The sequence below is a fragment of the Paenibacillus sp. GL_099_B genome, from assembly GCF_057835695.1.
On record NZ_CM174430.1, the window covers coordinates 831,427 to 854,679 of the forward strand.

Annotated in this window: 24 protein-coding genes and 1 pseudogene; 18 read left to right on the plus strand and 7 right to left on the minus strand. The window is 46.7% G+C overall.

All coding sequences use genetic code 11. The features are described 5' to 3' along the window. Positions 1 to 331: 331 nt before the first annotated feature. Positions 332 to 1,249, plus strand: a complete 918-nt coding sequence (locus tag AC3ITG_RS03905; RefSeq protein WP_489252856.1) for an AraC family transcriptional regulator — start codon at positions 332 to 334, stop codon at positions 1,247 to 1,249. 197 nt (positions 1,250 to 1,446) lie between these two features. On the opposite strand, the gene AC3ITG_RS03910 is transcribed toward AC3ITG_RS03905, so the two are convergent. Next, a complete protein-coding gene (locus tag AC3ITG_RS03910; protein WP_489252857.1) occupies positions 1,447 to 2,283 on the minus strand; it encodes a hypothetical protein in 837 nt (278 codons plus the stop codon). Positions 2,284 to 2,697: 414 nt separating this feature from the next. Between AC3ITG_RS03910 and AC3ITG_RS03915 the strand changes: the two genes are divergently transcribed. The 3 genes from AC3ITG_RS03915 to AC3ITG_RS03925 all read left to right on the plus strand — a co-directional run bounded on the left by AC3ITG_RS03915 (position 2,698) and on the right by AC3ITG_RS03925 (position 4,969). Beyond that, on the plus strand, positions 2,698 to 2,934 hold the full coding sequence (locus AC3ITG_RS03915; RefSeq protein ID WP_489252858.1) for a hypothetical protein: 237 nt from the start codon (positions 2,698 to 2,700) through the stop codon (positions 2,932 to 2,934). 239 nt (positions 2,935 to 3,173) lie between these two features. Beyond that, positions 3,174 to 4,004: an alpha/beta hydrolase gene (locus tag AC3ITG_RS03920; RefSeq protein WP_063568073.1), complete on the plus strand. Its 831-nt coding sequence runs from the start codon at positions 3,174 to 3,176 to the stop codon at positions 4,002 to 4,004. A 179-nt stretch (positions 4,005 to 4,183) separates the two neighbouring features. Then, positions 4,184 to 4,969 (plus strand): DODA-type extradiol aromatic ring-opening family dioxygenase, encoded by a 786-nt coding sequence (locus AC3ITG_RS03925; protein ID WP_489252859.1) that lies wholly within the window; start codon positions 4,184 to 4,186, stop codon positions 4,967 to 4,969. A 179-nt stretch (positions 4,970 to 5,148) separates the two neighbouring features. On the opposite strand, the gene AC3ITG_RS03930 is transcribed toward AC3ITG_RS03925, so the two are convergent. Both AC3ITG_RS03930 and AC3ITG_RS03935 read right to left on the minus strand, forming a co-directional pair. Next, entirely contained in the window at positions 5,149 to 5,361 is a 213-nt protein-coding gene (locus AC3ITG_RS03930) for a hypothetical protein (RefSeq protein WP_489252860.1), read from the minus strand. Positions 5,362 to 5,520: 159 nt separating this feature from the next. Continuing rightward, positions 5,521 to 6,060, minus strand: a complete 540-nt coding sequence (locus AC3ITG_RS03935; RefSeq protein WP_064642274.1) for a DoxX family protein — start codon at positions 6,058 to 6,060, stop codon at positions 5,521 to 5,523. A 341-nt stretch (positions 6,061 to 6,401) separates the two neighbouring features. On the opposite strand from AC3ITG_RS03935, the gene AC3ITG_RS03940 reads away from it, so the two are divergent. The 4 genes from AC3ITG_RS03940 to corA all read left to right on the plus strand — a co-directional run bounded on the left by AC3ITG_RS03940 (position 6,402) and on the right by corA (position 10,619). Continuing rightward, positions 6,402 to 7,469, plus strand: a complete 1,068-nt coding sequence (locus tag AC3ITG_RS03940; protein WP_489252861.1) for a DUF3048 domain-containing protein — start codon at positions 6,402 to 6,404, stop codon at positions 7,467 to 7,469. A 216-nt stretch (positions 7,470 to 7,685) separates the two neighbouring features. Further along, a complete protein-coding gene (locus AC3ITG_RS03945; RefSeq protein WP_062327047.1) occupies positions 7,686 to 8,303 on the plus strand; it encodes a DUF47 domain-containing protein in 618 nt (205 codons plus the stop codon). Between the two features lie 14 nt (positions 8,304 to 8,317). Then, on the plus strand, positions 8,318 to 9,307 hold the full coding sequence (locus tag AC3ITG_RS03950) for an inorganic phosphate transporter (protein WP_063568079.1): 990 nt from the start codon (positions 8,318 to 8,320) through the stop codon (positions 9,305 to 9,307). Between the two features lie 352 nt (positions 9,308 to 9,659). After that, positions 9,660 to 10,619: a magnesium/cobalt transporter CorA gene (gene corA / locus AC3ITG_RS03955; RefSeq protein ID WP_489252862.1), complete on the plus strand. Its 960-nt coding sequence runs from the start codon at positions 9,660 to 9,662 to the stop codon at positions 10,617 to 10,619. 360 nt (positions 10,620 to 10,979) lie between these two features. Here corA and AC3ITG_RS03960 read toward each other — a convergent pair whose 3' ends face one another. Together AC3ITG_RS03960 and AC3ITG_RS03965 are read right to left on the minus strand one after the other, a co-directional pair. Further along, positions 10,980 to 12,071, minus strand: coding sequence for a DNA alkylation repair protein (locus AC3ITG_RS03960; RefSeq protein ID WP_489252863.1), 1,092 nt, complete (start codon positions 12,069 to 12,071; stop codon positions 10,980 to 10,982). A gap of 177 nt (positions 12,072 to 12,248) precedes the next feature. Beyond that, positions 12,249 to 12,881, minus strand: coding sequence for a tyrosine protein kinase (locus tag AC3ITG_RS03965; RefSeq protein WP_489252864.1), 633 nt, complete (start codon positions 12,879 to 12,881; stop codon positions 12,249 to 12,251). A 449-nt stretch (positions 12,882 to 13,330) separates the two neighbouring features. On the opposite strand from AC3ITG_RS03965, the gene AC3ITG_RS03970 reads away from it, so the two are divergent. The 8 genes from AC3ITG_RS03970 (at position 13,331) to bioC (ending at position 20,649) form a co-directional block, all read left to right on the plus strand. Beyond that, complete coding sequence (locus AC3ITG_RS03970; protein WP_017690665.1) at positions 13,331 to 13,621, plus strand: YerC/YecD family TrpR-related protein; 291 nt, start codon at positions 13,331 to 13,333, stop codon at positions 13,619 to 13,621. A 2-nt stretch (positions 13,622 to 13,623) separates the two neighbouring features. Further along, positions 13,624 to 14,397: a sirohydrochlorin chelatase gene (locus AC3ITG_RS03975; protein ID WP_489252865.1), complete on the plus strand. Its 774-nt coding sequence runs from the start codon at positions 13,624 to 13,626 to the stop codon at positions 14,395 to 14,397. 331 nt (positions 14,398 to 14,728) lie between these two features. Then, positions 14,729 to 16,087, plus strand: coding sequence for an adenosylmethionine--8-amino-7-oxononanoate transaminase (gene bioA / locus AC3ITG_RS03980; protein ID WP_489252866.1), 1,359 nt, complete (start codon positions 14,729 to 14,731; stop codon positions 16,085 to 16,087). Beyond that, positions 16,084 to 16,818 carry a dethiobiotin synthase gene (gene bioD / locus AC3ITG_RS03985; RefSeq protein WP_489252867.1) on the plus strand — a complete coding sequence of 245 codons (735 nt, stop codon included), beginning with the start codon at positions 16,084 to 16,086 and terminating at the stop codon, positions 16,816 to 16,818. The genes bioA and bioD overlap by 4 nt, the downstream gene beginning before the upstream one ends. A 2-nt stretch (positions 16,819 to 16,820) precedes the next feature. Continuing rightward, positions 16,821 to 17,819, plus strand: coding sequence for a biotin synthase BioB (gene bioB / locus AC3ITG_RS03990; protein WP_489252868.1), 999 nt, complete (start codon positions 16,821 to 16,823; stop codon positions 17,817 to 17,819). Between the two features lie 13 nt (positions 17,820 to 17,832). Continuing rightward, positions 17,833 to 19,011 (plus strand): 8-amino-7-oxononanoate synthase, encoded by a 1,179-nt coding sequence (bioF, locus tag AC3ITG_RS03995; protein ID WP_489252869.1) that lies wholly within the window; start codon positions 17,833 to 17,835, stop codon positions 19,009 to 19,011. Further along, positions 19,008 to 19,805 (plus strand): alpha/beta hydrolase, encoded by a 798-nt coding sequence (locus tag AC3ITG_RS04000; protein ID WP_326067042.1) that lies wholly within the window; start codon positions 19,008 to 19,010, stop codon positions 19,803 to 19,805. The genes bioF and AC3ITG_RS04000 overlap by 4 nt, the downstream gene beginning before the upstream one ends. Further along, positions 19,786 to 20,649: a malonyl-ACP O-methyltransferase BioC gene (gene bioC, locus AC3ITG_RS04005; protein WP_489252870.1), complete on the plus strand. Its 864-nt coding sequence runs from the start codon at positions 19,786 to 19,788 to the stop codon at positions 20,647 to 20,649. Before AC3ITG_RS04000 ends, bioC begins: the two co-directional genes overlap by 20 nt. Here the strand turns inward: bioC and AC3ITG_RS04010 are convergent. Continuing rightward, positions 20,646 to 21,212, minus strand: a complete 567-nt coding sequence (locus tag AC3ITG_RS04010) for a TetR/AcrR family transcriptional regulator (protein WP_489252871.1) — start codon at positions 21,210 to 21,212, stop codon at positions 20,646 to 20,648. The two genes, bioC and AC3ITG_RS04010, sit on opposite strands and share 4 nt — an antisense overlap. A gap of 168 nt (positions 21,213 to 21,380) precedes the next feature. On the opposite strand from AC3ITG_RS04010, the gene AC3ITG_RS04015 reads away from it, so the two are divergent. Together AC3ITG_RS04015 and AC3ITG_RS04020 are read left to right on the plus strand one after the other, a co-directional pair. Continuing rightward, a complete protein-coding gene (locus AC3ITG_RS04015; RefSeq protein WP_489252872.1) occupies positions 21,381 to 22,304 on the plus strand; it encodes a ketopantoate reductase family protein in 924 nt (307 codons plus the stop codon). 89 nt (positions 22,305 to 22,393) lie between these two features. Then, on the plus strand, positions 22,394 to 22,810 hold the full coding sequence (locus tag AC3ITG_RS04020; RefSeq protein WP_063568191.1) for a DUF4395 domain-containing protein: 417 nt from the start codon (positions 22,394 to 22,396) through the stop codon (positions 22,808 to 22,810). Positions 22,811 to 22,876: 66 nt separating this feature from the next. Here the strand turns inward: AC3ITG_RS04020 and AC3ITG_RS04025 are convergent. Next, positions 22,877 to 23,075: pseudogene (locus tag AC3ITG_RS04025) on the minus strand (NPP1 family protein); the annotation flags it as partial. Positions 23,076 to 23,253: the final 178 nt, after the last annotated feature.

The window sequence follows — 23,253 nt, forward strand, 5'->3', positions numbered from 1 at the left end:
AAATAAATAAATTGAATTGAAGAAGCTCCCTTTCCAAACGAGAAGGGGAGCTTTTCTTTTTATGAAAAGTATTAAAAAACGACAGGACTGAAAAACCAAAGGAAGCAAAGCGTTCGCCTTTATCCCCGGATATCTACCTTGGACAGCAATTTAGGAAATTTGGGGGATAACAGCGATCAGAAGGTTGCTCTATTATCTCAAATGGCCACTCTGAATCACTTATACTGCTTGAAAATCCTGCCACCAAAAAGGTTCCTTTGGCCATTGCTGCAACGGGGCAAATCGATGGATAATAGGAGAAAGAAGAGCATGATCCGAAAGGACTGATGGAATGCTTGCATTTCGCTTGACCGGCTTGCCGGATTCCCGGTTACCTCTGTATCTGTATTGTGTGGGAACACAAGAAGAGAAAGTTCAGTTTAGACCGGATGGATTTCCGGTGTATCTGCTTTTCTTTTTACGCAGCGGCAAGGGGGAATTTAAGGTTCCAGGTAAAGGAGCTTGGACAGTGTCGGCGGGTGAACTGTTCGTGATGGAGCCTGGGGTGGCCTATGAGTATATTCCGCATTCCAAAACACACGGGGAGCTTGGATATATCGGCATTGGTGGAGAGGTGGCGGGGGCGGTGCTTCGGTCGGCGGGACTGCTACCGATGGGGCCACGGCGCTTGTCAGAGTTTGAACAGTTTTGGTTACGTGTTACGGATATCTGGCACTCGCTGGACGATGGGATGACTGAAATGTGGAACAGTTCAACGATCATCTACCAGCTTATTCTGGACATGTCACGATCCATCCTCCTGCTGCATGATGACACAGAAGAGCAAGAAGCACGGAGTGTGCCATTAACACGTTCAGAACGTGAGTCTGAATCGGCAAATGAAGCATTCACCCGAGCTGTGTCACTGATGCACACGCACTACCAGGATGATCTGCTGCTGAAGCATGTAGCTGAAGCCGTTGGTTATTCGGTGCAGCACCTGAACCGATTATTTCACCAGAGACATGGGGTGACAGGACATCAGTACATGCAGAGATTACGTTTGCAGAAGGCTTCCGAATGGCTGGACAAGCACCCACGGGCAAGTGTAAGAGAGGCTGCGGAGACGGTTGGCATGGAAGTTAACTACTTTATCCGCATGTATAAGCGAGAATTCGGAGAGACTCCGGGCAAGGAGATCAAACATCGCATTCAGCTCAAAATGGAGAGAGACTCTACGGGCGCGGTGGATCATCTATCTGAAGTATGACGAGGCCATTCCTTTCGGAAATAAAAAATAGCTGTCGAGAATTTCTCAACAGCTGGCTAGGGGCCATTATGGCCCCTTTTTTGACACTCGATATTCTATCTAATCACCGAATTGTCGTACTTCACTCGTACTTCATCTTCACACACCACATAACTGTACGATATACCCAAATGTTGTTTCTCCACAAAGGGCCATCCTTACGCTTTCTTTTGTCCAAATAGTGGTCTCAACGTAGCCAATCCCACAATCCCGATTACGAGACTAATCCACGGAGCCAACGTAAATACGGGAAGGCTGTCACGCAGCGGATATCCTACAAATAAGACAAGCACAACGATAACGATATAGATGACGATTCCGCGAAGATTGATCTGTGGCCTGGCAGTCTTGTCTGCTCCCTGGTCGTCTGGACGCTCAGCAAGGCGACGAAGCATTTCAACCAGTGCAATCCCCCCAACCGCCGCAACGATCAGGGAGAACAAGCTGATATGGCTAAATGGTTCCGTATCTCCACCCGTCCAGCCAATAAATAGCCCAACCGCACCTTGAATCAGCATGACAAAAGACAAAGCTGCCCAAGAGATCATGAAGTACCATTTGGGCGTCCGTTTAACTTGATCCGGAGTCTCCGCAGGTTCCGCTTCAACTGCTGCTGTCTTCTTGGCTGACGTACTGCGTTCATTGGATTTGCTTCCGGAGCCCTGTACGGCCGTACTTGAAGCTCTGGATGAGTCCATATTTGATTCACTAGCAGTTGCAGCCGGATTATTGTCTGCTACTCCTAGTTGTGAATAGATATGTTGTTCCAGATCAGGTCCATATAACTCGCGAGCAGGCTTACCGTCACGCTGAGCTTGTACGATGGCTCTTCCAGCAGAGAGAATCCATTCTTCCTGCGTTCTCTCATCGGCAGGTGCTTGGCGCGCAATGGTGCTGATCTGATCAAACAGTTTTACATGTTCAGGTGTCATCTTACTCATTTCGGTCATTTGCCGATTCTGTATTTCTTTCAACTTTTTATAGGAAATCCCCAATGATTGCTCCCCCTGTCTACACACGTTCTGATCCCCGGTGATCTGGAGACCCTGACGGTATTTTAGTATACGGGAAGGGCTCTCGTTTCGCAAAGTCATTCCTTATAAAACAACTGTTTACGATTCGACCATAGCCCTGCGCAGGCCAGAATGACACAGGTACATAGCAGTACCAGTTTTCCGTGAATACGAATCCAATCCAAGATGTGTTCCATGAATTCAACCCTTTCGCCAGAAGGAATCGGAGGCAAATGTTGGCTATGTTATATTGATTAGGTTCTCCGTGGTTGGCCGTTAATATGCGTAAGGGATCGCCCAGTTCCAACGATTGTGTGAAGAATGAATAAAGTGCAGCCGATTCCACCACAATAGTAGCATTTCCAACAGAAACCAGGGATTGGAGCGTGGCAGGTTATGGATCAACAAACGGATAAATTAACTAGGAAGCTGCTGCTGAACAGCAACTCCCGCGGAGTAACGGATGAGGTTGTGCCAATGGATGAGACGTTGGAGGATGCTGAATATGCGGAAGAGTATACAGATGGAACCTTTCAGTCAGGGAGCTTCTGGGGGAGCTCGAATTCGGCTCATGAACATGAATGGCAGGGGCGAGTGGAGACTCATGAGATGTTCCGTCGAAGTTATGAGTGATGGCTTCAAGTATTAGGAATGATTCGAGTCAGCTGTGGTCAGCTTGGCTCATTTTTTTTGCGAAATTGTCGATAAAATGTAGACAAGGTACGTCTGGAAATGGACATTTCCTCACGTTGACTTGAGGTTCACAGGATGATAATATACTAATATCATCTTAATACACATTAAACTTATCGGATTTATATATGATTAACAAAATGAACATGAGCAGGGAAGAATGGAAAGGGGAAATAGGCATGGAGCGTCAGATCAGTATTCGTCATGGGCAAGAAGAATTAACAGCCACGATTCATTATCCGGTCGTCAAAGACATTAAGGAGGGAAATCACCAACAGCGCGTGCCTCTTGCTGTCATCTGTCATGGATTCGTAGGAAGTCGGATCGGTGTGGATCGTCTCTTTGTGAAGACCGCCCGTGAGCTGGCCGAAGATGGATATTTGGTGCTGCGCTTCGATTACATCGGCTGCGGGGAGAGCAGCGGTGAGTATGGAGCTGAAGGACTTGAATCCATGATTACCCAAACACGTTCTGTGCTGGACTATGCGGTAAATTGCAGTGATGTAGATCCAACCCGTGTAACGCTGATCGGTCATAGTCTGGGTGGAGCTGTTGCTCTGCTGACTGCTGTCCGTGACAAACGGGTCAAGAATCTCGTCATGTGGTCATCCGTGGGATATCCGTTCAATGATATTGTGAAAATTACGGGACGTGATGTGTATGATGAAGGGGTGAAACTGGGATCTGCTGATTATCTCGGTTATAAGTTTACACCAGCATTCTTTGAATCACTGGCTGAACATCAGCCATACCAGGAAGCCGTTAAATTTAACGGAGATGTTCTGGTGGTGCACGGCACGTCGGATGAGATCATTCCTGTGGATTACGCGTTCCTGTATCAAAAGGTATTCTGGATGCGCCAGGAAGGCCGCTGCGACAAGGAGATTATTTTCCAGGGCGATCATACCTTCTCTTCCGGTAAAGAGCGTGAACAGCTGATTACGCGTACGAGAGAATGGCTGGGAGAGCGTCAGAAGATTGAACAGGATTGGCAGCACTGGATGATCTAAGAGGACTAAATATCGATCTCTATGATTAGGCTGGAGCATTCTATAGCCAACATGGGTTGGTCCATAAGGCAACATGTGCGCCCAGATTGCATCTGATTGGGATGTTAGCTTGGAAAAGCGCCTTCTTCGGGGTAAAATAGAGGGGTAAGCATCCTATCCGTGTCTGGAGGTTGGCAGCAATGACATTACCCGCACTATTCATTGCGCATGGTTCTCCCGCTCTGGCGGTGGAGAGCAATGACTACACTCACTTTTTGAACCAGCTTGGAGACAGGCTGCCGGCTCCGAAAGCCATTGTTGTATTTACGGCGCATTGGGATCGTCCCGAACCGTCCGTGACAATGGATGATACACATCAGACCTTGCATGATTTTTACGGATTTCCCTCTAATATGTATACAATAAATTACCCTGCTCCTGGTCAGCCAGACCTTGCGAATGAGATCTGCGCTCTGTTCACTCGTAGTAATCTTCCACATCAACCGGTTCGAGGCCGGGGATTGGATCATGGTGTATGGGTACCGCTGTTACACATGTATCCAGAGGCCAATATTCCTGTTATTGCGGTATCTGTCGATTCGTTGCGTTCCCCGCAAGAGCAATATGATATTGGCCGGATGCTGGAACAACTGCGTCATGATAATGTGCTGATCATTGGCAGTGGCGGAACAGTTCATAACTTGCGCATGCTTGGCACTAATGATGAACCGCAAGACTGGGCAGTGGAATTCGATAACTGGATTGGCGAGCGGCTTGAGCAGTGGAATACGAGAGAGCTGTTTCAATATGACAAAAAAGCGCCCCATGCCCGCACGGCGGTTCCATCTTATGGAACGGAGCACATTGCGCCTTTGTTCTATGCTATGGGTACGGCCGATATGTCACGATCTGCAAAACGTCTATTCCAGTCGTATCCTTACGGTACGCTCAGTTTGAACTGCTGGCAGTTTGGTGACGGCGTATAACTTGGAACAAACAAGAGTATGTGAACAAGTCTTTGAGTTTTATTTTGCAAATACACCTAGTTCATCGACCAGACAGACTTAGGTTATGAATTAGCTGAACCAAAAAAGGTTTCTGCGGCCAGCGTAATGGGCCTCAGGAACCTTTTTCTATAACTTGAGCATTCTGCAATTTAGTATAATCACTTGCGAATCTCGAAAAGCTCACATGCTGTACGCGAGTGATATGCTAGTTCACTTACACTGGACTGAATAACAACGGTATTGCTGTCAAAACGGATAATGAGGCCACCGGAATCAATCTGGTGATTATCTTTAAAAACACGAACTTTATGCTTCATTTCCATGGCTTCTTGGAAGTCGGCATCGGTTTCAAGGCGGCGCTGGGTTGGCATGTCATGTACTCCTTTAATTGTAATCGATCGATATGTTCATCATAATACGTGTTTCTGTCGATGGGCAAGTCAGTTGACCTACAAGCATATATAAAAAACCAAAAAAAGTCCTGCTCTCCAGGGGGAGGGGAGCAGGACCGGAAAATGTCTATTTAATATTTAGGCTGTTTTGTGTGTATGATTTATCGTTGGTGTATCTTTAGGCTGACTGCCTTTATTGCGAGTGAACAATCCGCGAAGGTAAGGCATTACCCAATGATCCAAACCGATTTTACCAGCATTTGCACCAGCGACTACAAGGAAGATTTCCATCAGAACTAATTGAGCATTCGTGCTTACTGTTCCCGAGAAGAGGAATGCGAAGTTCATGACCATCGCCATCAGTGCTGCGAGTGTTGTAAAGCATCCAAGAATGAGACCCAGACCTACAAGGAATTCACCCAGCGGGATGATGAAGTCGAACAGTCCTGCGTTTGGTACCGCGAAGTTCTCAAGGAATGTTCCCCACCAAGCTTGAACGGTTGGGTTTTCACCTGTTGCTTTTCCTACAGCGCCTGCAAGGAATCCACCAGCTTGGAATCCACCTGTTAATTTGCCCCAGCCGTGTGTCATCCAGTCGTAACCGATATACACCCGAAGTACTGTCAAAATCCACATTGCCACTTTGTTTTCTCTAAGCCATTGGTTGAAGCTGAACATATAAACCACTCCTTCATGGAATTTAGTGTGTGTGTTTTTTTTTTTTGTTTTTCTAAGTGATCACCTTTGATGTCTTTATTGTATAGTTCAAAAGTCATTCTGTTTGTGATTATTATCACAATCTAGTTCAAATTTTAAGTAAGGTTTGAGAAGTTCACATTTAGGACATATTTTTCATCCTGTCTCAAGTTTCAAACGTGAAATGCAGGGTAGAAATGCTCTCCTTATCGAAGACAAATGGTGCTGTGTGTGATTAAATGGAAAGAAATACGTGAAATGGTCACTTACATAAGAGCAACTACAGCCTAGATTTCAGCCATATCGTCCAGGAGGTACATATATTGAAGCAACTGAAATGGAACAAAACGACGTCAGCGGCGTCGCTGCTTATTCTGGCCCTGAGTCTGGTCGCTTGCCAGAATAAGGAGATGGTCCAGATTCCGAAGCCGGAGTCCGTTCCTACACCCATACAGGAAGAACAAGAGACAGAAGAACCTGCCACGTCGCTCTACACAGCACCGCTGACGGGTCTGCCTGTTGATGAAGCAGTAACGCGCCGTCCGCTGGCAGTTATGATTAACAATGCACCTGCAGCCCGGCCCCAGTCAGGTCTGAGTGCGGCAGATATTATTATCGAAGTGCTCGCTGAGGGAGGCATTACCCGTTTTATTGCCATCTTCCAAAGTGAAGGCGGGGCAGAAACGGTTGGACCCGTGCGCAGTATCCGTCCGTATCTGATCGAGCTTGGTGAGAGTTACGATGGGGTATTGGTTCATGCGGGTGGCAGCCCGGATGCCTATTCCATTTTGCAAAAGCAGCAGAAACAGCATATGGATGAGATATCGAATAGCGGCCCCTATTTCTGGCGTTCCTCGGATCGTAAAGCACCGCACAATCTATATACGTCGGCGGACAAGCTGAGAGAAGGCGCGGATACCAAAGGCTATAGTCACGATTTTAAGTCCCCTGTATATACGTATAACGAGGAAGGGGCCACGTCCGCCGGAGAGTTAGCCAAGCAATTCGATATTCATTATTTATTGGAGAGTTACCGGGTCACGTATGATTATGATGAAGTTAGCGGACGATATATGAGATTGGTGAACGGAAAAGCAGATCAGGATCTGGATAACGGCAATCCCATTGGAGCGGCCAATATTATTGTAGCGGGTGCGGATCACAAGGTGCTCGACAATGTGGGCAGACTTTCCGTTAATTTGGAACAGGGCGGTGAAGCCATGCTGTTTCAAAAAGGCAAGATGGTTCGAGGCCAGTGGATCAAAAAAACGGGTGATATTATTCGATTTGTGCAAAATGGGTCCGAAGTTGCGCTTATTCCTGGCAAGACTTTTATCAGTATCGTTCCGAATCAGCCTGACTTTGCGGGGCATATCGAAATTGAAAATTAATCCAATTTGAAGAGAAATGTAAACGCAGTGTAAAATTTCATCATCATTTTTCCAGCCATTCCAAATAATTAAGATTCATTTCAGATTTATGTGATAAGAATATAAAAAAGGATCATGCCTTATGTACAAACCGTGAAACATTTATGATAAGATATCAAAGGTTGTCATTTCATGTTTCATCGGTTATCGGCAATTTCTCGTAAAGGGGATAGAGCTATGAAGCTTAAGAAGAAGAAGGATATATTTTTTGAGACACTAGAGAACATGGCAGATACGGTCGTGCAAGCGGCTGATTATTTCTCCCAACATGTTTCCAACCTTCAGGATGTGACTCTTTTTGCCAATGAAATGAAGAAGTACGAGTCCCAGTGTGATGATTATGTTCATACCATCATTACAGAGCTCAACAAGACATTTATCACGCCGATCGAACGCGATGATATTATGGAACTGACAACGACACTTGATGACGTATTGGACGGACTCGAAGCAACGGCTTCCCGTTTCTATATGTACCAACTGACTGACCCGGACGAATATATCGTTCAATTCGCTGAAATTTTGCGCCAATCGGCTTACGAAATTCAGAAGGCCATTCATTTGCTGTCTCAGAAAAAATTGCTGGCGATCCGCGAGTACACGATTCGTCTGAACGATCTGGAAAACCAGGGCGACGAAGTGCTGCGCAACTGTATCAAGAATCTTTTCGCTACTGTGCCTGATCCGATTGAACTGATCAAACGCAAGGAAATTTACGAACGTCTTGAGACGACAACGGATGCATGTGAACACGTAGCGAATGTGCTCGAATCCATCATCATGCGTAATTCTTAAGGAGCCAGAGAATAATGGAAACAACGATTTGGGTATTGGGTATAGTCGTCTTCCTTGCACTGGCGTTTGACTTCATCAACGGATTCCACGATACGGCGAATGCCATTGCAACTTCGGTCTCGACCCGAGCACTGACACCACGCCGAGCTATTCTTATGGCTGCGGTGATGAACTTTGTCGGTGCCATGATGTTTACGGGAGTTGCGAAGACGATTGGGGGGAGTGTAACCGACCCCACCACGCTAGATAACGGGATCGAGGTCGTCATAGTCACCTTGATCGCGGCGATTATCTGGAACCTGGTTACATGGTGGTTTGGTATTCCGTCCTCTTCCTCACACGCATTGATTGGAGCCCTTGCAGGAGCTGTACTCGTTGGCGCAGGCGCTGATAAAGTCAAATGGAGTGGATTTATTGACATCGTCGGAGGATTGTTATTATCACCTCTGATCGCATTTGCCATCGGTTATGTGGTCATGACCATTCTCAAATATATTTTTGCCAAACGCAGTCCGCATAATGTGAACAAAGGTTTCCGTACGGTACAGATTTTCACAGCAGCGCTCCAGGCGTTTACGCATGGTACCAATGATGCGCAGAAGGCAATGGGGATTATTACTTTTGCACTGGTCGCAGCAGGCGTACAGGATCATCTGGATGTTCCGTTGTGGGTTAAAATCTCCGCGGCAACAGCGATGGCACTCGGTACTTCCATCGGTGGTTGGAAAATCATCAAAACGATGGGAACCAAAATTTTCAAAATTGAACCGATTAACGGGTTTGCAGCTGATCTATCAGCCGCATCTGTTATTTTCTCGGCAACCTTGCTCCACCTGCCGGTGAGCACAACTCACGCAATCACATCTGCCATTCTGGGTGTTGGTTCCGCGAAACGTTTCTCAGCCGTGAAATGGGGACTTGCCGGACGTATCATTATTACGTGGTTTATTACGATTCCGATTACCGGGGCGCTGGCAGGATTGTTGTACTGGATCATTTTCTAATTCGAAAAAGTGTTCCGGGACAAATTCTGGGTTTCAGACAAACTGTTCATAACTATGTGAATATCGGGATATGTGGACAATTATACAACCAAAAAGAAGAGACGCCTGTGCATGAACGTGTGGACAGGCTGGATATGTGGATAGCCATCCGTGGAATGATAAACCAAAAGAAGATATTCCTGTGGATACAGGAGACTGTGGATAGGGAAATGAGAGAAGCCAACAGGGTTGGCTTTTTTTGTTGTCGCGTTTGCAGGATAACGTGTGTATAATGGGCTGTTGCAGGAGACGGTTCAATGGTTAAAGTTGTACAATAACGTAAAGGATACAAGACAAGGACGTGGTCTAATTTATGATTCGTACACTCGCCATCTCACGGGATCATCAGGTATCTGTAAATGTACCGCTTACACAGCTGGATCTGCAGGATTACGCCTGGGTATGGGCAGATTTCAATCAGCCTTCCGAAGAGGAAAGCCAGTTGCTGGATACATATTTTCATTTTCATCCATTAGCTATTGAGGATTGTATGCATGTATTGCAGCGACCCAAGCTCGATTATTATGACAATTTGCAGTTTCTCGTGCTGCATGCACTGAATCCGACCACATTGGAAGCGGAAGAGGTGGACCTGTTTCTGGGTGCGAACTTCCTGGTATCCTTTCATCACGGGGCACTGGAGGAAGTCGATGAAGCTTGGGAGAGGTTGCTGCATCATGCGCACGAACGAACCATCTGGGCCAGGGGCCCGGTGGCAGCGGCATATACGGTGATGGACAAGCTGGTCGATCATTATTTCCCGTCTCTGTTTACCATTGAGGATGAGCTGGCTGAACTGGAGAACCGGGGCGGCAAGGAGTCGGTGGAAGACCTGATGAATCAGGTGTTCGACTTGCGCAGTCGACTGCTGAAGCTTAGACGAACGGTAGTGCCCATGCGGGATCTGCTCTATCGGGTAGTCAATTCTCAGCATGTGCAGAGAACAGGAGAGCATACCGTATATTTTACCGATATCTATGACCATTTGTTGAAGCTGACGGACATGATTGAAGCTGATCGGGAAATGACGGCAGACCTGCGCGACAGTTATATTTCGCTGAATTCCAACCGTATGAACCAGATTATGAAGACCCTCACCGTGATAACAACAGTCTTTATGCCACTGACGCTGATCGCAGGGATCTATGGTATGAACTTTGCTTATATGCCTGAGCTGCAATGGAAGTTTGGGTATGGAGCTGTGCTGCTGTTGATGTTTATTCTGGGCGGAAGTATGGTGGCCTGGTTCGTGAAGCGGGGCTGGTTTAAGTAAGGAAGAATAGAAACTGAATAGCAAGTGATGAGTTAGCGGTCTGTAAAGATCGCTTCTTTAGCCTGTGTATGATGTGCATAAGAGGGCAAATAGGAGTACATATAGATTTGTTTTCGGAATAGATGTCCACATGTGGATAAGATAAATGAAGAAGCATCATGTGTATAACTTGATTTTGAGGGATATTTGGCTGTTACGAACAGGGTGGAAAAGGTAATAGGCATCTTCAGTACTGAAGACGCCTTGGGGAATTTCTCAAGGAATGGATTCTATGAGCTGAATTTTAACATGGGATTCATATCACAAATGAACCTTGCTATCTTTTCATGATAAGTTGGATGGCTACTGGCCCTTCGCAGTTTACTCAGTTTGCTCCAATACAAATGTGGCCGTAGAGGCAGGTTGTCCATTAACGACAATCGTTAGCGTATGCAAGCCAGCGTAATGCTTTCTCGTCGTAATGACTTTGAACGATTGCTTCGTTGCAACCTTGGTTCTCCCGGTAGGGAAGGTTTTGTCAGAACATTTGAACCGTTTGGGTGCCTGCTTGCCATTTGCTTTCATATACCCGATTTCATATTCGATCCGCAGCATCTGTGACTGACCACTTTCATTAACGACATCAAAGGAAAAATGAAGATCTTCCCCGATGGCCACGGTATCTCTTGCAAGCTGAAGATGCTCGATATGTGTCGCATCCTGCTCGACATAACCAAAGAGACTCAGCGCCTTCGGATGTCCCTTTTTCAGCAATGAGCGGCTTGCATGACGAACGATCCAGTCCGTATGTTCATGCTGTCCGTACCAGCTTGAGGCCAAATCCAGGACCAGTTCAGGATGGTCTTTCGAGATGTCGTTCAGGTGATTGGCTACACTTTTCCGGACATACAGGGACTCGTCCTGCTTCAACTCATGGAGAATTGGAAGTACTGGTGTGGGATCGGTGATGAAGCCCCGAAGTTTGGAGCCCCATGGGAGACGTGGACGGCTGCCTTCACTGGCAAGCCTGCGTATATGTTCATTGGGACTCCCCGTCCATTCCATCATGCGTTTCATCGTTTCGATCGGGTAGCGTTCAATAAACGGGCGTACCGCGAACTCGGAACTGGAATAAGGTGTGAAGAGGGTCAAGTACTTCATGGATAGTTCGTAGTTTTCCGGCGCAAGTCCGTTGACTTCAATAAAATCAGGAACGAACAGGTACTCGACCCCTCGCATCTGCGGTGCTGCCTGCTCAATCACGTGTAATGCCTCTTTATAGTTGTCAGGGAGAACTTCGGTCAATGCCGACGTAATGCGGCGGATACGAGCTTTGAATTCCAGCTCTTCCCAGCCCTCGGCAAATACAAGTTCACGAAATTGTTGCTTGTCCAACTTGGGGTAGAATTGGTGTAACCTTTCTCCTGTCCGGTCGATTAATGCGGGAGTATATTTGTCTTTAAACAGTTCCATAATCCGCCTCCTTTATCTATAACTCAGTATACCTCAATTCACGGGAATAAGAACATAGGTTCTTAAGAAAAGGTTATGAATATTCTCTTATATGAAAGAATGAGTGGATTGAAGGGGAGAATAAGTTGGAAGTGGATTAAGGCACCCCCTTATGTAAGAGGGCGCCTGGGAAAAGTGTTAGAGCTTTTTGCTTTTTTTGGGACGACGTTGGGTAGAATTGGATTTATTCCGGCCAGTTTTACTACTCGTGTTCCGTTTGCGCGGAGCAGAGGTCGTTTTTTTACGGCGTTTGCGTGAGCGAGGCGGAGAATACTCTTCATAGTCTTTGTCCGCAGCACTGCTGCTTTTTTTTCCTTTTCCAAAAGGCAGAATCCCCATCACCAGTTTCATCATGGGTGCCATCTGCTGGAAGCCGCCAACGACCTTTTGCATTTTGCCGATTCCACTCATGATGCCATCAATTCCACCGAAGCGGTCGATCATTCCTTTCAGTTCTCCGATGTTGGCCAGGGAAAAGCCTGAGGAAGACGCAGGCGCTTCCACCGAAACAGGGGGAGCAACAGGAGCTCCCCCGCCGAAAAAGTTTCCACCGGGTCCCCCCGGACCACCTGGACTATAAGGTACAAGTCCGGATGCTTCAACCTCTTGGAATTGAGGGTAGTAAGGCTCTACTCCAGGATACATGGGTTGAACCTGGGCTTCATTCAATGCCCGTGGCGGCATATAGGCAGAAGTATGTCCCTGCCGTTGCGTATGGGAAGACGGACGCTGCCGTGGAGCGGGCTGGCGGTGATAATAATGCTGTGGCATGAACTATCACGTTCCTTCTATGTTGGATTTCGGAATTGCGTTCCTTCTGCGGCTGGACGTGCATAACAGACCGAGATGGAACTCCCTTTTGCTATACTGTATGTCATTAGCGGAGAAACGGCGTAGGCGAGTATCCCGCAAAACGGGATATTTGCGGATTTGGGCGCAGGAGAGGATGATAGGTTCACAGTGGAATTATATGGTTCGGACACAAATTTGTCACATTTTAAATAGGTTAATTCCTACATATTTAATCGGAAATATACGCGAAAAAAGGGGATAAATCGTGAGATAGAGGGGGATTGTGCGCGCAGGGAGGACATTAATGCTATATGAAAGCGGTAACATGTATTTTTATTCTGTAGTGCGTGAAATCGTTAACGCTTGAAATACCAACTCAGGCTGGGTACAATGAAGGTACACAGTAACCGCTAGGGGATGATGATGAAATGCAGCTGAAAAAGCTAAATGATAAAAGCATTGAACAATTATTTGAGGCTATTTTGACTCTGAAAGATATTGAAGAGTGTTATGTGTTTTTTGATGACCTCTGCACGGTAAACGAGATTCAATCCATGTCCCAGCGGCTGGAAGTAGCGCGTATGCTTGGCAAAGGAAATACCTATAACCAGATTGAAGCTGAGACAGGTGCAAGTACAGCCACGATCTCTCGTGTAAAACGCTGCCTGAACTACGGTAATGACGGTTATAAAATGACGCTGGAACGCCTGGGACGTTAAGGATGAAGAAACCGGGTGTACTCATCATTAGTCACGGTTCTCAGGAGAAGACCTGGGTAGAATCCGTCGATGACGCGGTCTCCCGGTTGCATCTGCCTGAATCATTGCCCGTTGAAGCCGGGTTTCTTGAACTTGTGGAAGGACGCCTGATCCAGGACGGTATCAACCGACTGGAAGCACAGGACGTAACCGATATATTGGTAGTACCTCTGTTTGTTTCGTCCGGTAGTACACATGTGGATGAGATTGAGTATGCCATCGGTGCCAAAGGCGCTCCGGAGCGTGAGACTGATCTGGAACCATTCGAGGTGAAAGCACAAGTACACTTCGGTTATCCTGTGGATAACGACCCGGATATTGCGGTCATGGTCTGGGACAAGGTAAAGGCCCTGTCGCAGCAACCAGAACAGGAGACGATCCTGTTAGTCGGACATGGGAGTATTCACGATGGATTCCGTCAGCGCTGGGAAGCGGGCATTTCTTCACTCGCACAGCGGGTGCAGGAAGTCAGCGGTGTTGCTCATACCGATTATGCGCTGCTAAATCCAGATAGTGTGTACGACAAGGCGAAATACTGGAGTGAAGAGCGGGGGAGCCGGGTTATTGTGGCGCCGCTGTTTTTGAGTGCCGGTTATTTCACCATGAAGGTGATCCCGGGCCGACTGAAGGAACTGGATTACGCGTATAGTGGTGAGACGCTGCTTCCACATCCTTTATTAGGAAAGTGGCTGGAGCGTCAAATTCAACTTTTACTGGAAAGATGTAATGAGGTTTAGTTTAGGGGAAAACAGGTCGCTGCTAGCGATTACCCCCGTTATCTCTAACAATAGCTTAAACACAAACGGCAGAGATGCCGTTTTTTTGTTTTTATATGTATTTTAGACAAAACACGCCGAATCAGGCGTGTTTTTTTGTATTAGGCCAAACCCTTTACGAGCCGAAGTTCCGGGTTCAATCCGTTCATACAGAGTGGAGGTGAGGGTTTTAACTCAGAAATGATTCTCTTTACAGGAAAGTTTTTGTCTGATAAGATGTCAACATTCAATTGTTAACCTTAAAAATAATTTTGGTTAACAATTGAAATGATCTAACGGAAGGTGATATCTTGTGACACATTATGAACGGCTTGCAGCTATAAATAAGGCCCATTTATGGAACCCTTTTACGCAGATGAAAGATTACAATAACTCTGATCCTCTCATCATTGAACGAGGCGAAGGCGTCATGCTCTATGACGTCCAGGGACGTGCTTATTATGATGGCTTCTCCTCGGTTTGGCTTAATGTTCACGGACATAACATACCCGAGTTGAACCAAGCCATAACGGATCAGTTGGAACGTGTTGCACATTCTACGTTACTCGGAATGGCTAATGTGCCAGCTATTGAACTTGCTGAGAAACTAGTAGAGATTTCCCCAGAGGGATTAAATAAAGTATTTTATTCCGATTCGGGAGCAACGGGTGTTGAGATCGCAGTGAAAATGGCGTTTCAATACTGGAAGAACCGAGGAGAAACCGGTAAAACGAAGTTTATCACGATGAATCAAGCCTATCACGGAGATACGATTGGTGCGGTGAGTGTCGGTGCAATTCCGTTGTACCATGATGTGTTCCGTCCCATGCTATTTCCTACTCATGTCATTCCATATCCTTACATTTATCGACATGAGGACGGCGAGCGGGAAGCCATGGAAGCTACGTTAACCGCATTACGTAATGTACTTGAAACGAGTGCAGATGAAATCGCGGCTATTATCGTGGAGCCGATTGTGCAAGGAGCTAGTGGCATCCTTATTATGCCAGAGGGCTGTCTACGCGAGATGGCAGCACTTTGCCGTACATATGGTGTACTGTTCATAGCCGATGAGGTGGCGACAGGCTTCGGTAGGACAGGTGCTATGTTTGCTTGTGATCTCGAAGAGGTGTCACCTGATTTGATGGTGATAGGCAAAGGTCTTACAGGGGGCTACTTACCTGTGGCAGCGACACTGGCAACAGATGAGGTGTACAGCGCATTTTATGCCGATTATGAGGAGCAAAAAACATTTTTCCACGGTCATTCCTTCACAGGTAATCCGCTCGGCTGCGCTGTTGCTTTGGCTAACTTGAAACTATTTGAAGAGCGTAACCTGGTGGAAGGTGTAAGAGCAAAGGCGGCTTTTGTAGAGCAGAAGCTCTCAGTACTTAAAGATTCTCCGCACGTCGGTGATATCAGGCAAAAGGGACTGATGTTAGGAATTGAGCTTGTAGGGGATAAAGCAACTCGGGAACCGTACGATTGGGCTGAACGAATCGGCGTTCGGGTAACGGAGCGGGCCAGAGAGCTTGGCATGCTTACGAGACCACTTGGCAATGTTATTGTGTTCATTCCTCCTCTTGCTAGCACAGAGACTGAGCTTGAAGCAATGATTGATATCTTGATGCAATCCATTTTTGACGTCACCGAAGGTGGTTTGAAATCATGAATGTAATTCGCGGATTATTCGTAACAGGTACGGACACAGGGGTTGGGAAAACAATCGTTACAGGGGCTCTTGTGGCTGCGCTTCGAGCTGAAAAACGGAATATAGGCGTCTGGAAGCCCGTGCAATCTGGTGCACTTCTTGGCAGCGGAGAAACCGATGCAGAACGCCTGTTGCAATACACCGGAATTCATGAGCGTGCCGAGGATGTGGCGCCATTTACATTCCAAGCTCCACTGACCCCGATGCTCGCTGCCAAGCAGGATGGGGTGGATATTACGTTACAGGAGATTATCAGTGCGGGTCAGCCGCTGGTAGATCGATACGAATCGGTACTCATTGAAGGAGCAGGCGGTGTCGCTGTTCCTCTGACCGAAGACTCTTTTGTGGTGGATTTAATCTCGAAGCTACGGACACCGGCTCTGATCGTTGCGCGGACAGGTTTAGGTACGATTAATCATACACTTCTTACAGTGTCATATCTGCAGCAGCATGGGGTACCGATCGTAGGTTTTATTCTTAACGATGGTGAATCTGACGAGATTTATAACGATTCCAGCATCACAACAAACGCGGAGCTGATTGAACGTTATTGCGGCATACCCTTTCTTGGACATTTTCCCCGCTTAATGGACGAGACGAATACGGAAATGTTGATCAAGGTGATTCGAGAGAAGATCCAGTTAACACCGATCAGACAGGCATTAACAGTTCAATCCATGGAGGATGAATGAAGATGAAAACAACGGTAACTAATCTAGAATGGTCGTCGCTTGCGAATCGATCGTTGAATGGCGAATGTTTAACAATGGAAGAAGGACTTGCCGTGCTTGAAGCAAGCGACGATGAGGTACTGCCGCTAATGCAAGCGGCTTTCCAAGTGAGGCAATATTTTTACGGCAAAAAAGTGAAGCTGAATATGATCATCAACGCCAAAAGCGGCTTTTGTCCCGAAGACTGCGGTTATTGCTCACAATCCATTGTATCCACCGCTCCCATCCAAAAATACAGCTTGCTCGACAAAGAAACGTTGCTTGCAGGAGCACATGAAGCTATGGCGCGTAAAGCAGGAACCTATTGCATTGTAGCTTCAGGCAAAGGTCCCACGAATAAGGAGCTGGATCAAGTTGTAGAAGCGGTAAAAGAAATCCGTGAAACGATGCCACTTAAAATTTGTGCTTGTCTAGGAATCTTGAAGGACGGTCAAGCAGAACGTTTGGCTGAAGCAGGTGTGCACCGATACAATCACAACTTGAACACAAGCAAGGCCAATTATCCGTCGATCACCACAACTCATACCTATGACCAGCGAATTGAAACCGTGGAAAAGGTTAAAGCATACGGCATGTCTCCTTGTTCCGGTGTCATTATCGGTATGGGTGAGAGTAATCAGGAAATTGTCGAGATGGCTTTGGCACTCCGTAAGCTTGATGCGGATTCAATTCCGATTAATTTCCTGAATGCGATACCGGGGACCCCTCTGGAAGGAGCAGGACGCACTCCAGCTATGAAGGCGCTTAAGGTACTGGCGCTATTTCGGCTCATCTGTCCGTCTAAAGAGATTCGTGTTGCGGGTGGACGCGAGATCAACCTCCGTACATTGCAACCTTTGTCACTGTATGCTGCTAATTCACTCTTTGTAGGTGATTATTTAACGACAGCAGGTCAGGAAATATCGAATGATCATCAAATGATTGAAGATTTGGGTTTTGAGATTGAGTTAAATGCACTTTAAGGCGGTACGGACTATGAACTGGATGGAAAAAGAAATTGCGGTATTGGCTGATGTCTCCAATGAACGTTACTTGCGTGACAGTGCTGCGGTTCCAGATTGTCCTGGTTATACGTGGAGAGGAGACCGGGTGCTCCTCAACCTGGCCGCCAATGACTACCTGGGACTTGCACAACATCCCGATATCATCGATACAATTCGCGAGGCGCTTCTTACCGAAGGAGGAGGCTCCGGCGCATCTCGCCTTGTGACTGGGAATCGACCGCTTTATGGCCGTCTGGAAGAAGCGCTGGCCACTTGGCAGCATAGTGAAGCTGCGCTTGTTTTTGCAAATGGTTATATGGCTAATTCTGGTGTCATTCGCGCACTCGTGGGCCGGGGTGATGTCGTTTTTAGCGATCAATTAAACCATGCCAGCATAGTAGACGGTATTGTGCTGAGCCGCGCGGAACATGCCCGGTATCGGCATAATGATATGGAGCATCTGAAGCTATTATTGAACAAACATCGGGATAAACGGCGTAAGCTGATTGTTACGGATGCCGTCTTTTCAATGGATGGTGATCAAGCACACTTGGAAGAGCTCGTTGCGCTCAAACAAGAGTACGGGGCCATGCTGATGGTGGATGAGGCGCACAGCGGGGGCATCTACGGGAAACGGGGGGAAGGACTTTGCTTTAAGCTTGGTCTGCATCATGATGTGGATGTGCATATGGGGACGTTTAGCAAATCATTCGGTTTATATGGAGCTTATGTCTGCGGCAGCCGAACATTAATCCGCTTTCTCGTTAACAAAGCAAGACCACTTATCTATTCAACGGCATTGCCGCCTTCTCTTGTGGCTGGTATATCAACAGCGTTAACTTTGGTACAAGCGGATCATTGGCGCCGTGAACGCCTCTACTCGGCAAGTCAATTATTTCGTTCTTCGCTTAGTGATGCCGGATTTAACGTTGGGACCGGGGATTCCCCTATTGTGCCGATAATTGTCGGTGATAACGAAAGGTCTCTTCGTTTCAGTGAGGCACTTGAAGCAGGCGGTATTGCTGGGATCGCCATCCGACCGCCTACCGTTCCTGATGGCACAGCGCGAATTCGCTTCTCCTTATCAGCCGACCATACTCCTAAGGAACTGAATGATGCCAGCGCACAAATCTGCAAAATCGGACTGCAGTTAGGAGTGCTGAGCTCATGAATGCCTCGGATAATAATCCACTGCAAACAGAGCGGGAGACAAACGGAACCATATTATGGTTGACGGGATGGAGCATGCCAGATGCGGTGTTTGACCGTCTTCGCCTGTTATTGCCTGATTTTCGACATATTTCTGTAGATTATAGTGCAGCGGATTCTCCTGAGGAAATGCTGTGCTTAACTGAAACAGCAGTTAAGGACATGTTAGGTATTGAAGGATCAGCTTGCAGGGAGAGAGTATCCCGTGGTCCACTTCTGATTTCAGGTTGGTCGCTCGGAGGTTTATTGGCGCTCAGACTAGCGGCTAAAGGTTACGTGGATGGCCTTGTGCTGTTCGGTGCAACGGCTCGTTTTACCCGCTCAAAAGAAGAGTTTGACCGCGGCTTGGCAGATGCATACGTTAGGCAGATGATCAAAGGGATTTTAAAGGATCAACACGCAGTGGAAGCCAATTTTCGAAAGATTATGTTTACGGAGCAAGAATGGGAGGCGGGTCTTGCTGAACGTCTACCTCCTATGGGGGGCTGGACAACTCAAGCGCTACTGGCAGGCCTGCAGATTTTGAGAAGCGAGGAATGCTTGTCTCAATTGCCCAATATCAGTTGTCCGGTTCTTCTTATTCATGGGACTGAGGATAGAATATGTCCTTACGGTGCTGGCTTGGAACTTAGCACTCAAATACCTCAAGCCGAGTTAATTACATTAACAGGCTGCGGGCACGCACCCTTTTTGGGAAAGGAAGTACACATCGCTGATGAATGGAGGAGATGGTGGCATGACCATTGGAAGAAGTAGTGCTGTTCAACGCCAATTTAATCGTAGTGCCACTTCTTATGATGCACATGCTCATATTCAGCGTTCTATGGCTGATCAGCTAGCAAGATCCCTCGCAGAATGGAAGAACAAAGGGTTCTTAAGTGATCCGAGCATTCTCGAAATCGGTTGTGGAACAGGGGCTTTGACTCAAATCCTAGTAAATGAATGGCCTAATGCATATATGACTGCACTTGATATTGCACCCGAGATGATCGAAGTGGCTTCAAAGCGGTTTCGATCAGCACAGCATCCAGGTACTGCGAATTGTACAAAGGATCGTTTACGTTTTCTACAGGTTGATATCGAAATGTGGGCCATAAAAGCTCCGGAGTGCTCAGTGGATATCATCGTCTCTAACGCCTGTTTTCAATGGCTAAGTTCGCCGAAGGAAACACTGGGTCACCTACGGCGAATGCTACGCCCGGGTGGCTTGCTCATATTTACGACCTTCGGGCCTGATACATTTCGTGAGATGCATGAGGCATTTGATGAAGTTTATCGTGCCAACGGGATGGAAACACAGCGTCATGGACTTTCGTTTCATTCACCTGTTCAATGGGAAATCATGCTTCAGGAATCCGGATATTCTAGTTTCCTTTGTGAGCGTTCGATTTATATGGAAAAGTATGCTTCCGCAAGAGATTTTCTGTATTCGGTTAAAGGAATGGGAGCCAGCACTTCAGAAGCAGCAACGATTCCTGGGTACAGTTTACGACGTTTATTCACCAACATGTATAAGGAGTACGAGGATAAGTTCAGCATACAGGGAGGAGTCTCTGCAACATATGATCTCCTGTTCATTCAATCCGTAGCTCCTTATTAACCCTTTATCTGAGAAGGAAGAATCAGATGAAGCTCCAGCAAAGACATCAATTCTTCAACAATCTGTTCGGCTGGATAAGGCATGGAATTCATGATCCACCATTCCAACAGGCCAGTGGTAGCACAGGCAAGAAATTGCACAGTGATTTCCCTGCTGATTCCCTTGTGAATACCGCATGCATCAACCTGCTCTTCCACTCCCTGAATCAGGATGTTCATCAGCCGGTTTCGAAAGGCAGGAATGCCTTTTTGGGTTAATAGGGTGGTATAAACAGGGGCGTGCTGCTCCAGGTAACGGAAGGTTCGGAGCAACGCCTCCCTAACAGTCATGGGCGTTGTAGGACTCTCCACTATGCAGCTCTCCACCAGCTGCTGCAAATACGTCTCAATGCTTTGATCCAGCAGATCAAACTTGTCCGTGTAGTGCAAATAGACGGTACCACGGTTCACATTGGCTCGATCAGCAATCTCATTAATCGTAATTTGCTCGAAATCATGCTCTTCTAACAACCCGATAAAGGCATCGGTTATGGCTTTTCTTGTTTTGACAACTCGTCTGTCCATGGCTCCTCCTTTGATGTTTTCAACAATATGGATCCATTCGTTGATTATTCAACAATAACGGATATTTTAGCGATTGAAGCGTTGCAGATGCTTTGTTACTCTTATTTTATCAACAAATGTTGATAAAGCAACGAATATCCATAAAAAATTGAAATAGAGGGATAACTAATGAATATATTAGTGTATGGGGCAGGTGTTCTGGGGAGTCAGCTGGCGCAGGTTCTGGTACGTGGGGGAAATAACGTTACCATTCTGGCTAGAGGGAAGCGGGCAGAGGAACTGGAGAGGGATGGTATTGTCATTCGTCATGTGTTCCAGTTTAAAACGACAGTTGATCCGGTTCGGGTAACCAGAACGCTGGAAGAGAATGATGAATATGATCTTATTTTCGTGGTTATGAAATATAACGATTTTCCATCAGTACTGCCTATTTTGGCAGCCAATCAGAGCAGGAACTTGGTGATCGTCGGCAACAATGCAGATGCACGAAGCATGCAAATCTTTTTGGAGGAAAATAGCAAGGTGGAAAAAAAGGTCGCGTTTGGTTTTCAGGTCAGCGGCGGGCGGCGGCAAGAAGATCGTATGTTATCCATTGGTGGAACAAGCGGGCAAATGGTGATTGGTGGGCTGGATGGTGAAATTGCCTTTAAATCCATACTGGATCAAGCTTTTGAGAAGACTAAATATAAGTTGAATTACCTGGACGATATCGATGCCTGGCTGAAAAGCCATATTGTGCCCATTCTGATGCTTAATGCGGTGAGCTTTAATGAGAAGCTTGAAATGATCAAGTTGGACGGGAACAGAAAACAAATCCAGCATATGATTGGGGCGATGGATGAGGGCTTTAGCGTGCTTGAGGCTATGGGCATAACGGTTATACCGGAGATTCAGGCGAAACTGATTCGCAAGCATCAACGGATGTTTTACCTTCTATTAAAGATTTATAGTATGCTTCCGATCCATAAACTGGTTGCGGGTTCTTTTGGAGAGATCGAGGCGTTAAATGATGCATTTACTGATTGGAAAAAGGCTACTGGTGTACCAACACCGCATTGGGAGATCTTGAAAAGGGACTATTCCCTCTTATAAGCATGATCAAAGCAACTTCCTATTGCTCTTACTTCATTTACCGACTACAATTAAACCAACTAATAAAATGGGGATAAGGAGATATGCAGATGCGGGAAGTGCCTATGCGCTATGTCAAAGCGAACCAGATTGGGATTGTGCTATTTGTTGTCCTGTCATTTCTGTTCAATCAACCGTTAATTCTGGGAGCGTTATGGATCATTCAAGTTGTCGGTCTGGCATCCGGAGGCAAGCTTAATCTGTTTGTGCAGATTGGGAAGGCCGTGTTAACTGGAAAAGGGACAGAGACACAGGCAGTGGAACTGCAACGCTTTAACAATGTTCTGGCCGTATTGTTTCTTACGCTGGCACTTGTCTCATTCGGCCTTGGTTGGCAGGTAGCAGGTTATATTTTCTCGTCGATGCTTCTCCTTGCTGCAAGTGCCGCGTTGCTCGGTTACTGTGTAGGCTGCACCGTATATTTTTGGTATAAACAGCTCCGAGCTGGCAGAAAGATTGGCTTCTAAACTATATGTAATTGCATAAACGATCCCCTTCAAGTTCTGTGTCTACTTGAAGGGGATTTTACTTTTTTACCTGAACCAGGCCTTGTTTAAATTGTTCGTAAAATTGCTGTCGTTCAACGGAACATTGGCACTGCCAAAATCGGTTGTATTCAGTGCCGAGACCGGAGGAAGGGGAGTCTTTCGGGAAGTACCATGCGTACATAATAGCCCATACGCCATTATGCCATGCCGAACGGGAGTACACTTGGCCTGTACTTGAGCTGCAGTCCTCATGATTTGAGAGGGTATTAGACTATTTCCGGCCCAAGCGGGCAGAATGGTGATGGATAGTTATAAATGACAGGAAATCCATAGGATTAGATTCAAGAGGAGTGCTAGAGGTTTATTTTGTAAAGGATAGACAAGTTCGGAAGTGAACAGAGCGCATGCTCGTCATTGCTAGA